The sequence below is a fragment of the Tissierellales bacterium genome, assembly GCA_025210965.1.
Classification (GTDB): Bacteria; Bacillota; Clostridia; order Tissierellales; family JAOAQY01; genus JAOAQY01.
The window spans coordinates 1-10,514 of sequence record JAOAQY010000210.1 but is presented as its reverse complement, the minus strand read 5'-3'; the positions used below and the strand labels follow the sequence as shown (position 1 = coordinate 10,514).

Annotated in this window: 13 protein-coding genes; 5 read left to right on the top strand and 8 right to left on the bottom strand. The window is 34.4% G+C overall.

The features are described from left to right. Positions 1 to 229: LytTR family transcriptional regulator DNA-binding domain-containing protein (locus tag N4A40_15105; protein ID MCT4663184.1), on the top strand; the 229-nt coding region annotated here is incomplete at its 5' end. A 397-nt stretch (positions 230 to 626) separates the two neighbouring features. Next, positions 627 to 1,544: a GHKL domain-containing protein gene (locus tag N4A40_15100; GenBank protein ID MCT4663183.1), complete on the top strand. Its 918-nt coding sequence runs from the start codon at positions 627 to 629 to the stop codon at positions 1,542 to 1,544. Positions 1,545 to 1,583: 39 nt separating this feature from the next. Here N4A40_15100 and N4A40_15095 read toward each other — a convergent pair whose 3' ends face one another. The 4 genes from N4A40_15095 to N4A40_15080 form a co-directional block, all read right to left on the bottom strand. Further along, positions 1,584 to 1,718, bottom strand: a complete 135-nt coding sequence (locus N4A40_15095; protein MCT4663182.1) for a hypothetical protein — start codon at positions 1,716 to 1,718, stop codon at positions 1,584 to 1,586. Further along, complete coding sequence (locus tag N4A40_15090) at positions 1,684 to 2,301, bottom strand: accessory gene regulator B family protein (protein ID MCT4663181.1); 618 nt, start codon at positions 2,299 to 2,301, stop codon at positions 1,684 to 1,686. The genes N4A40_15095 and N4A40_15090 overlap by 35 nt, the downstream gene beginning before the upstream one ends. A 159-nt stretch (positions 2,302 to 2,460) precedes the next feature. Beyond that, positions 2,461 to 3,159 (bottom strand): YaaA family protein, encoded by a 699-nt coding sequence (locus tag N4A40_15085; protein MCT4663180.1) that lies wholly within the window; start codon positions 3,157 to 3,159, stop codon positions 2,461 to 2,463. Positions 3,160 to 3,301: 142 nt separating this feature from the next. After that, positions 3,302 to 4,531, bottom strand: a complete 1,230-nt coding sequence (locus N4A40_15080) for a serine hydroxymethyltransferase (GenBank protein MCT4663179.1) — start codon at positions 4,529 to 4,531, stop codon at positions 3,302 to 3,304. Positions 4,532 to 4,789: 258 nt separating this feature from the next. Here N4A40_15080 and N4A40_15075 point away from each other — a divergent pair, with 258 nt between their 5' ends. Beyond that, positions 4,790 to 5,146: a CidA/LrgA family protein gene (locus N4A40_15075; GenBank protein ID MCT4663178.1), complete on the top strand. Its 357-nt coding sequence runs from the start codon at positions 4,790 to 4,792 to the stop codon at positions 5,144 to 5,146. Continuing rightward, positions 5,136 to 5,822 carry an LrgB family protein gene (locus N4A40_15070; GenBank protein MCT4663177.1) on the top strand — a complete coding sequence of 229 codons (687 nt, stop codon included), beginning with the start codon at positions 5,136 to 5,138 and terminating at the stop codon, positions 5,820 to 5,822. Before N4A40_15075 ends, N4A40_15070 begins: the two co-directional genes overlap by 11 nt. Here N4A40_15070 and N4A40_15065 read toward each other — a convergent pair. Then, positions 5,817 to 6,215: a DUF2177 family protein gene (locus tag N4A40_15065; GenBank protein ID MCT4663176.1), complete on the bottom strand. Its 399-nt coding sequence runs from the start codon at positions 6,213 to 6,215 to the stop codon at positions 5,817 to 5,819. The two genes, N4A40_15070 and N4A40_15065, sit on opposite strands and share 6 nt — an antisense overlap. 122 nt (positions 6,216 to 6,337) lie before the next feature. Between N4A40_15065 and N4A40_15060 the strand changes: the two genes are divergently transcribed. Continuing rightward, positions 6,338 to 7,351 carry an aromatic acid exporter family protein gene (locus tag N4A40_15060; protein ID MCT4663175.1) on the top strand — a complete coding sequence of 338 codons (1,014 nt, stop codon included), beginning with the start codon at positions 6,338 to 6,340 and terminating at the stop codon, positions 7,349 to 7,351. An 8-nt stretch (positions 7,352 to 7,359) separates the two neighbouring features. Here N4A40_15060 and N4A40_15055 read toward each other — a convergent pair whose 3' ends face one another. The 3 genes from N4A40_15055 to N4A40_15045 form a co-directional block, all read right to left on the bottom strand. After that, positions 7,360 to 7,557: a heavy-metal-associated domain-containing protein gene (locus tag N4A40_15055; GenBank protein MCT4663174.1), complete on the bottom strand. Its 198-nt coding sequence runs from the start codon at positions 7,555 to 7,557 to the stop codon at positions 7,360 to 7,362. Then, entirely contained in the window at positions 7,557 to 10,010 is a 2,454-nt protein-coding gene (locus N4A40_15050; protein ID MCT4663173.1) for a heavy metal translocating P-type ATPase, read from the bottom strand. Before N4A40_15050 ends, N4A40_15055 begins: the two co-directional genes overlap by 1 nt. A 14-nt stretch (positions 10,011 to 10,024) precedes the next feature. Further along, on the bottom strand, positions 10,025 to 10,514 hold a 490-nt coding region (locus N4A40_15045; GenBank protein MCT4663172.1), incomplete at its 5' end, for a helix-turn-helix domain-containing protein.

The window sequence follows — 10,514 nt, the reverse complement described above, 5'->3', positions numbered from 1 at the left end:
TCTGCACACTAGTGATTACGAACTAGAATTCTACGATTCACTTAAAAGTATAAAATCAAAATTGGATCATAGATTCATAACCTGTCACCGATCATATATCGTAAATGGGGATAAAATAGATATCATAAACTCAGACTATAAGGATTTGTTTTTATTGCTTCATAACGGTTTACGAATACCCGTTTCACGGAACAGAATTAAGGAGTTGAAGCAATATGTCCAATTGTAGTTTTGAATTTCTAGGGTCGCTTATACTGTCAGCATTCTTACTTAATTTGAGCTTTTTCTTTGTAATGAATCGCATGTCTGATACTAAAATTTCATATAAAACAGGGGTTATCTTATCATTTTTGACAAGTTTCTTATTTTTATTTAGTAATCTTTTTTCAAATGCATTTTTCAAAGCTATTTTCAGTTTCGCATTTTTCACTCTAATAATTTATCATTTTTATAAGAATACGTTCATAAATTCACTTATAAAATCTACATTATGGCTTATATATTTATCATTTATAAATTCTCTTGCTAGTATAATTTTCTTATATTTTTGGAATATAAGTTCTGAGCAGCTTACTAGTAATTCATTGTTATATCTAATATATAATGCGAGTATATTTTCTTGGATTATGATTTTTGGTTTCCTATCAAATTTGCTTGCAAATAAAATAATTAAACTACCGAAGTTTATAACTGACAAGAATCATGATTTTTTTATAGTCATATTTTTGATTTTTATGGCAATGAGTATAGCGTTTAACTCATTTCTATCCATGTCCTTCGTAGACAATAGATTTTACTTTACTATAAATATAATATTGATGATTGTGTATCTTATAATTGTCGTAACATATATATATACTAACAAAATGTGGATATCTAAAAGCCAAGAACTAGAACAAGTAGAAGACGATTACAACAACCTAAAGCTCTACACAGAAATAATGGAAAATTTAATGGATGAATTGAGATTATTCAGACACGACCATAATAACCTACTATACACGCTATCTGGTTACGCTAAAGATGGTGATTACAATGGTTTAAATAACCTACTCGATAGCCAGATAAATTCTATAAGCACAAAACACACATCTCAAATACAATCTCTTAGCAAAATAAAAGACGCTGGTTTAAAAGGTCTTCTAACCACTAAGATTAGCAAAATGCTAGATAGTAAACTAAATGTAGATGTATTCATTCTAGACAATATAGATTATCTAAATACAGATATAATGAATTTCTGTCGTATAGTTGGAATACTCTTAGACAATGCTCTAGAAGCCGCAGTAAAATCTGACCAAAAAAAGATTGAAATATCTCTCATGATGCAAAACAAGAATTTCAATATATTGATAGCAAATTCATTCAATGGCAAAATAGATATAGATAGCCTCTCCGAGAAGGGTTATAGCTCTAAAGGAGAGAATAGGGGACTTGGGCTGTATAGTGCTAAGCTACTACTATCTGAAATGCCTGAATTAAATCTAAGTACCATAGTAGATCAAAACCTATTCATGCAGGATTTGACTCTAGTAAATATTTAGAAAATAAAAAAGCACCGCTTATGCGGTGCTTTTATGTACTTAATCTCTCTCGATTAATTCAGCTGGCATATCTGTTTCTTCCACACCTACATAGATGCAATAATCAACTGATGTCTCAGCTGTTTTCTCAGCAAGATTGCTAACTGCATTTGATAGTACATTCATAAGTTTCATAATTCCTATACCCCCTAGAAAATAATTTATATGTAATCGGCAAAATCATTATAACCTCACCAATTAACGACAATATCATTATATCCCCATAAATCTGAGGAACTGCAAAACTAAAGCCTGCTAACGTCCCCATAAGGATAATAGCTTTAATCTTAAATCTAAATCTCTTCTTTTCTCCTAAAATGGGTCGCTGCTCAGTATCAGCTGGTGCATAAAGCCACAATCCTATAAACATTAGTATGATTAAAAATATTCTGAATATTATTCCTAAATGAATACTCTTCATCATCAATGGTATCCCAATATATATGCTCCCTGTCGCAACATAGCATCCCCACGTAGACTTAGCATGCATACCAAATCCAAATATCCTAGCTAAACTAAATGTAAGTGCTGCAACCAACGTATATTCAATAATTCCAGCAAAGTAGGAAATCATAATAAGAACTACAATTTTTATTATATTCAAATACAAAACCTCAAGCCCATATCTTATAATCTTCATCTCATTTTCACTTTTTTCGCCACTGTGTTTCTCTATCCAAGAACCAGCAGCACTACTAAACTTTTTAGCATTACTCACCTACAACACCTCTTACCTTTATTGATTTTAGTATAAAACGGTGTATCGGTCATTTCAATACCAATTCCACAAACGGTAGCAAAACGACCGCCAAATGTAGTAATCAAGATTTATTTATTCTCTTTATTCCTTTTTTCTACACATCATAGATTTGTTTTTTTATCTTTTAAATACAAATAGTTTTTCATCACTCATATTTTCACAAAATTTATAGTCCATTACAGAAATTTCTTTTAAACTCGATAATTTATCTATATGTTTTTTGATAATTTCATTTAAAAACAATCCTCTCGCTTGTTTTGCATAAGTCCCTATTGTTTTAAACTTTCCATCTTTCTCATCCAAAAATTTAATAGTCACCATATCTAGTTTCACACTCTTAGAAAACTCATCTGAAGCTAAATTTACGATTGTTTCACCTTTAAAATCTTCTATCAACGTCTCTCTCCAATAATCGTACAAGTTTATATCTAGCTTTGATTTGTAGTCTAATCTATATGCTTTTATAGCATCTAATGGTCTCAAATTGCCATAAAAAGCAGACAGTATTCTAATATGCTCTGTAATATACTCCCATTCTTCCAGTCCATAAGAAGCAATTTCAAGCCCTTTAAATACAAAGCCAGTATAAGCCATAATTGCTGGTGTTGTTTCTAGTGATTTAAATTTAGAATAATTTTCATATACACTATCTAATATTTTTCCTTTTATACTAAATCGCTTCGCCATATCGTCTTTAGACAATTTACAAATTTCATTATATATCGCTTCTGTTTCTCTCGCATGAAGAGGCTCACTTATACTTAATTTTTCACTATACTCAGCTCCATGCTGCTGAGTTTTACTCGGTGAAATCATAATCTTCAACTTAAAAATCCCCTTTCCCCAAAAACTATTCCACATCGCAAACAAAGAGCGAACATTCATCTCACTTAATTTTCAAATGAAACAAATCTTCGCTCTGATATACTTAGTTCAATTAATATGTGACTATCACTTTTTATTCATATAGTGGATATTTGTCACAAAGCGCTTTTACTCTATCTTTAGCTGGCTGTAGATCATCATCTCTATGATCTATAATCCATGCTATGATATCAGCTATTTCTTTCATATCTTCTAATCCAAATCCTCTAGTAGTAGCTGCTGGAGTTCCTATTCTAAGACCACTTGTAACAAATGGACTCTCCGTTTCATTTGGCACGGTGTTTTTATTTACTGTTATACCAGCTTCATCCAATAATTTTTCAGCAACTTTACCATTTATTCCCTTGTTTCTAAGGTCAACTAGCATCAAATGGTTGTCAGTACCTCCTGATACAACATGGAATCCATGCTCTTTTAATGCTTCTGATAATCCTTTTGCATTTTCTATAACTTTCTTTTGGTACTCTACAAACTCATCACTCATAGCTTCTTGGAAACAAACCGCTTTAGCTGCTATAGTATGCATTAGTGGACCACCTTGTATACCTGGGAATAAACTTTTGTCTATTTTCTTTCCATACTCCGCTTTACAAAGAATAGCTCCACCACGAGGTCCTCGAAGTGTTTTGTGAGTAGTAGTAGTCACAAAATCAGCATATGGAACTGGACTTTGATGAAGTCCTGCCGCTACCAAGCCTGCGATATGTGCCATATCAACCATCAAATATGCTCCCACCTCATCTGCTATACTTCTGAACTCTTCAAAATCTATAGCACGAGCATAGGCACTTGCACCTGCAACTATCATCTTTGGCTTTTCTTTGATAGCTATCTTTCTCACTTCATCGTAGTCTATAAAACCATCGTCATTTACTCCATAAGAAACAAATTCATATAGTTTTCCTGAAAAATTCACAGGACTACCATGTGTCAAATGACCACCATTTGACAAGTCCATACCTAAAACTTTGTCTCCATGGTCAAGTACTGCAAAATAAACTCCCATATTTGCTTGTGAACCTGAATGTGGTTGTACATTGGCATACTCTGCACCAAATAATTCTTTCATTCTATCTCTTGCTAAATCTTCAACTGTATCAACATGTTCGCAACCGCCGTAATAGCGCTTGTGAGGATAGCCTTCTGCGTATTTGTTCGTCAGTACTGACCCAGAAGCTTCCATCACACTCTCACTTGCAAAGTTTTCTGATGCTATCAGCTCTATTTTGGAACGCTGTCTATTCAATTCCTGTGTCATAGCTTCATACAATTTTGGGTCGAACTTTTTAATCTGTTCTAACATGCCATCACTCCTATCTTTTTATAAAATCAATTTGACAAAAGTCAATGGGACGAAATCTCGTCCCATTCAAATGTCTTTTTAGTTTTCATTTATAAGTATTATACCATCATTATGACTTATGTCAATAGAACGCGGTTGAATTAACAGAATATTCTAAAGAGCTTTTTTTCATTTTAATATTGATTTCTGCTAACTAAGTGTATACAATATTTCCGTTGCATTTATTTTTTAGTTTTTTCAATATAGGAGGGTTTTGATTTGAAGTATATCACGTCGTTTGCAATAGTTTTTGCATTTTATGAACTCGGCAATTTCATAGCCCCGTATATTCCATTTCCGCTACCTGGTAGCATATGTGGAATGCTATTTTTACTACTAGCTCTCTGCAGTAAAGTATTAAAAGTAGAATGGGTCGAACCTTGTTCAAATGTATTTTTCAAATACTTAGCATTTTTCTTTGTTCCATCTGGAGTAGCACTTATTAATTCTCTCGATTTGATAAGTGAAAATATACTAGCACTTTTAAGTATAGGTATCATCGCTACGATAATGGTACAAAGTATCACTGGAGTATTGTTACAAAAAATGCTTGGAGGTGCCGTAGATGTTGATTGATTTTGTCATAAGTATAACTTGTACTATCATAATATATTTTTTGTTCTCAAAATTAAGTAAAAAATGGCCATTTCCACTTTTCAATCCTGTTTTAATGAGCATATTGACACTAGTATATATACTTTTGAGTCTAGAAATTCCTTATGAAAGGTACGATATCGGAGGACAGTGGATATCCTTCTTTCTAGGGCCTATAACCGTTATGTTTGCTATACCAATATACAAACAAATTCCAACGCTTAAAAAGCATTGGAAATCTATTCTTATAGGTATAAGTGCCGGTGTATTAACATCATTTGCAGTTGTTTGTCTAATGGCTATGGGATTTGGCATAGAAAAAAATCTCTTACTATCTCTTTTGCCAAAATCTATTACAACGCCGATGGGTATAGCTGCTTGTGAAAGTATAGGCGGTATAGTGTCCATCACCATAATATCTATAATTATAACTGGAGTAGTTGGTCACATGCTAACACCTAGCATATGCAAGGTATGTAAAATAGACCACCCTGTAGCTAGAGGAATTGCAATAGGTACATCCTCGCACGCTATGGGCACTACTAGAGCTTTAGAAATGGGCGAAGTTGAAGGTGCTATGAGTAGTTTATCTATAGGAATTACTGGAATAATTACAGTTATACTACTACCAATACTACTGAAATTGCTCCCACTATAGAAATTTATTTAATATAAAATAACTGACAAGCGAAGTCAGTCCACCAAGAAATGTACCCCAAGCTAGGTCAACTATGGTTACTAGCACTGGCCAATCTTTAAGTGTGGCTAAATTGGTGAGATCATAAGTCGCATAAGTCAAAAATCCAAAGAGCGCTCCGATTCGGAGTGCTTTTTTCCAATTTTCATGTACTAACGCTGGATGAATAGCAAAATATATTAATCCGCCTACAAATAGGGCATAAAATATAATCGCAGCTGGCCATACTATAGTGTCGCTCATCAAATGACCTATCTGACTTTTATAAAAGTTCCTCGCAACAAGACCTAACCATAGCATATCGAGTCCTAAAAATACACAAAAACTAGTACCGTATATCTTTATCCAATCCACAATCTCATCCCCTCTCTATTAGTTTTTACCCTTAAATTTCTAAACTATCTTCAACTTGTCATTTTATTTTTAATGCTTTATTGGGTATAATCCAAGTATTATTGAAAACTTAGGAGGACCGAATGTTTAAATCTATCGCCCAAAAATCAAAATCAGATATTCCAATTAAAATATTATTTATAAAAACCATAAAAATAACAGCATCTGTAATAAGTGCTGTATTCATAAGTAATTCTATGTCTATGTCTTTCTCTTTATCCGCTGGCATAATAGCTCTTGTAAGTATACTTGGAGTCAAACGCCAATCACTAAGAGTTGCTGGTCAGAGACTTGTTGCATCAATTTTTTCTCTTAGTCTAGCAAGTTTACTTTTTCTTTATCTAGGCTTTGATTTAACAACTTTTGGTATCTATCTAGCTATATTCTCAGCTCTGATGATTTACAGAAAAACTATAGTTGCGCTAGTAACAAATGTTGTATTAGTAGTTCATATATACAGTTTATCTACTATTTCGTGGGAAATATTATTAAATGAAATTGGATTATTAGTAATTGGAATTTCTTGTGCGCTCGTTTTTAATTACTATACTAAAAGCCGCTCTTCTGAATTGATAAAAAAACAACTCGAGGTAGAAAATCAGTTAAAAAATATATTTAATAGCATGGGGTATTGTCTAAAAAATCAATGCAAAATTTCTAGTGTGGAAGATGAAACATCTACATTGAAAAGACTGATTTTTGAAGGTAAAAATATCGCAAATGATGAAATGAATGATTATTATTTGAAAGACAGAAAATACTTTTGGGCTTATTTCACGATGAGGGAACAGCAATACTATATATTAGATTATACGAGAAGACATTTTTATGTTACTTGGACTGCGGAATCTGAATCTGAAATTATTTACAATATAGTAAAGCAAATAGAGTCAAATGTGCATGAATCTAACCCCGGAGATTTGGAAATAAACATGATAAAAGAGGCGCGAGCTTTTTTTAAAATCTCGCACCTCCCTGAAACACGTTTAGAATTCGAACACAGAGCATCTCTATACCAATTTCTAAACGATTTAGAAACTATATTGATTCTAAAGAAACGATTCCTAAATGAGTATTGGAACATTCGATTTGAATAATCAAAATTTTAAACTACATCATATCCCGCATCTTCTATAGCTTCCACTACTTCTTTTAATTCATCTTCGCTAGAAATATTTACTCTAACTAAGTCCTTATCGGCGCTGATTTCTAATATATCAGCGTCTATTGCTTCTAGAGCATTTTTCACACGATTCTCGCAGTGCATACAACTCATACCTTCTACTTTCACCAATTTTTCCATTAATATTCACTCCCTTTGAAATTTTTGAGTCTAAGTGCATTTGTTACAACTGAAACAGAACTAAATGACATAGCCGCAGCTGCTATCATAGGATTTAGAAGTGGCCCACCAAATATGTGTAGTACACCTGCCGCCACTGGAATACCTGCTGTGTTGTACGCAAAAGCCCAAAATAGGTTTTGCTTTATATTTTTTATAGTTGCTTTGCTAAGCTCTATAGCCTTAACTACATCAACTATACTGTCTTTCATTAGCACTATATCAGCAGATTCCATCGCCACATCTGTACCTGAACCTATCGCTATTCCTATGTCAGCCTGAGCTAGCGCTGGAGCATCATTTATTCCGTCTCCAACCATAGCTACTTTAAAACCTTCACTTTGGAGCTTTTTAACTTCATGAGCCTTATCTGCTGGCATGACCTCTGCAATAACTCTATCAACACCAACTCTGCGTGCTATGGCATCGGCTGTAATCTTGTGATCCCCTGTAATCATCGCTACACTTATACCCATGCTTTGAAGCTTTTCTATAGCTTTCTTACTATCTGCCTTGACCGTATCTGCTACAGCCACTATACCAGCATACCCTCCATCAACAGCTATAAACATAGGTGTCTTCCCATCTGCTGCAAGCTCATTTCCTTTTTCAAAATCAACAGATTGTATATTAAAAGCATTCATCATTTTGTCATTTCCAAGGAGTATCGACTTACCTTCTATACTCGCTCTTATACCTTGTCCTGAAATAGCTTCAAAATCCTTTACTTCTGAAAATTCCACGCCTTCACTCTTGGCTCTCTTGACTATAGCTTCGCCAAGTGGATGTTCTGAACCTTTCTCTGCTGAAGCTATCCATCTTATCAAATCATTCTCATCATATTTTTCACATATCAGATCGGTCACTTTTGGTTTACCTTCTGTAATAGTCCCTGTCTTGTCAAAAACTATAGCATCTATTTTGTGAGCGGTCTCAAGCGCAACTCCGCTTTTTATGAGTACACCCTCGTCTGCACCTCTACCTGTTCCAACCATTATCGCTGTAGGTGTTGCAAGTCCTAGTGCACAAGGACAAGCTATTACTAGTACTGATATAAATACCTTTACAGTAAGTTCTATATCTCTACTTGCTATATACCACGCTATGGCTGCTAATATCGCTATACTTATAACTGTTGGTACAAAGTATCCTGCTATGATGTCTGCAAGTTTAGCTATAGGTGCTTTTGAGCCCTGCGCTTGTTCTACTAATTGAATAATCTTTGAAAGCGCAGTCTCTGAACCTACCTTTGTAGTTTTGATCTTTAGCAGACCATTTTTATTTATACTAGCTCCTATTACAGTAGAATCCATGTGTTTTTCAACTGGTATACTTTCTCCTGTAATCATTGCCTCATCTACCGAACTACTACCATCTACTACGATGCCGTCTACTGGAATTTTCTCACCAGGTCTGACAAGTACTATATCGCCTACTTCAACTTCATCTATAGGTATGTTTATTTCCTCATCCCCATGAAGTACTATAGCTTCTTTTGGTCTGAGCCCCATGAGTTTCTTAATAGCCTCAGATGCTCTTCCCTTTGATCTATGTTCTAGTGACTTGCCAAGCATTATAAGGGCTATTATAGTTCCTGCTGACTCAATGTAGAGTTCGTGTACAAAGTGTAAATCACCACCAGCTATTTTGTATGTCGCTATGATGCCATATATGATTGCTGCTGATGTTCCCACGGCTATTAGCGAATCCATATTTGGATGGCCAGTTAGAAGTGTTTTAAATCCTCTAGTATAAAAATGTCTTCCAACAACAACTATTGGAATGAGAAGTACAAATTGTGCTATAGCAAAATGTAATGGATTCACATCAGGGCTTATAATATCTGGAAGTGGAAGACCAATCATAGGACCCATCGCCACATAAAGTAATGGAATGACAAAAGCTATGGCTATTTTGAATCTAAACCACATCGTATTTTCTTCTTTTGCACCTTGGTCTTGTTCCTGTAAAGTATTGTCCTTTTCTATCTCTTTTGGTTCGTATCCAGCTTTTACTATAGCTTTTTTGATTTGAGATAATCTAACTACCTTCACGTCATAAGTTACATACGCCTTGTTTGCCAGCGCATTTACTGTGACTTCTTGCACTCCTTCTAATTTTTTTATTTCTTTTTCAGCAGCCTGAGCACAAGCTGCACACGTCATACCTTCTATCGGTATAGTTACTTTTTTTACTTCTGCATCTTCAGAAGGTTTAAAACCAGCTTTTTCTATTTTGGCAAATATATCTTCTCGGCTAACTTTATCCTCATCATACTCAATTTGCATCTTTTTCATGTTGAGATTGACGCTGACTGATTCTACTCCATCTAATTTTTTTGTAACTCTTTCTACTGCCGCTGAACAAGCTGCACAGCTCATTCCATCGACTTTATAGGTTTTATTCACTAGCATTTTCTCATCTCCTCTTATTTCTCAAAAGGTTTAAGCGCTACAGCAACAGCCTCCATAAAACTAGCATCTCCCCAAAGTACAAATCTAGCTCTCTTTTCCTGTGCATCATAAATATAATTGAATTTGTACTCTTCTTGTCCAGACATGGACAGTATAACATCTGTAATAGCATGTGCCATGGGTTTGACATCCTCTTGATTATCTACGTAATAATCTACGATACTACAGACTTGAACCTTCGCATTAGTTGTCCTTTTTTGTCCATCCATGAATACACAAAAATCATCTTTGCTGACAGACTCATCTGTATCACAACAATGCTTAGAAGCCTCGTAATATGATTGCAATGCACTCTCGTATATTCTCCACTGCCCACCTACTTTAAGTGCTTGAATCTTGCCGTTATATATGTATCTTCTAATAGTTTTTGTGTGTACTTCAAGTAAGTTCGCAACTTCATCAACTGTGTAATATTTTTCTTCCATGATATCACTTCCTTTAATT

Excerpts from the sequence above, each read along its gene's own strand:
- N4A40_15060 (MCT4663175.1), top strand. The coding sequence starts at position 6,338 with ATGTTTAAATCTATCGCCCAAAAATCAAAATCAGATATTCCAATTAAA.
- N4A40_15080 (MCT4663179.1), bottom strand. The coding sequence starts at position 4,531 with ATGTTAGAACAGATTAAAAAGTTCGACCCAAAATTGTATGAAGCTATG.
- N4A40_15100 (MCT4663183.1), top strand. The coding sequence starts at position 627 with ATGATTTTTGGTTTCCTATCAAATTTGCTTGCAAATAAAATAATTAAA.
- N4A40_15055 (MCT4663174.1), bottom strand. The coding sequence starts at position 7,557 with ATGGAAAAATTGGTGAAAGTAGAAGGTATGAGTTGTATGCACTGCGAG.
- N4A40_15070 (MCT4663177.1), top strand. The coding sequence starts at position 5,136 with ATGTTGATTGATTTTGTCATAAGTATAACTTGTACTATCATAATATAT.
- N4A40_15095 (MCT4663182.1), bottom strand. The coding sequence starts at position 1,718 with ATGAAACTTATGAATGTACTATCAAATGCAGTTAGCAATCTTGCTGAG.
- N4A40_15085 (MCT4663180.1), bottom strand. The coding sequence starts at position 3,159 with ATGATTTCACCGAGTAAAACTCAGCAGCATGGAGCTGAGTATAGTGAA.
- N4A40_15050 (MCT4663173.1), bottom strand. The coding sequence starts at position 10,010 with ATGCTAGTGAATAAAACCTATAAAGTCGATGGAATGAGCTGTGCAGCT.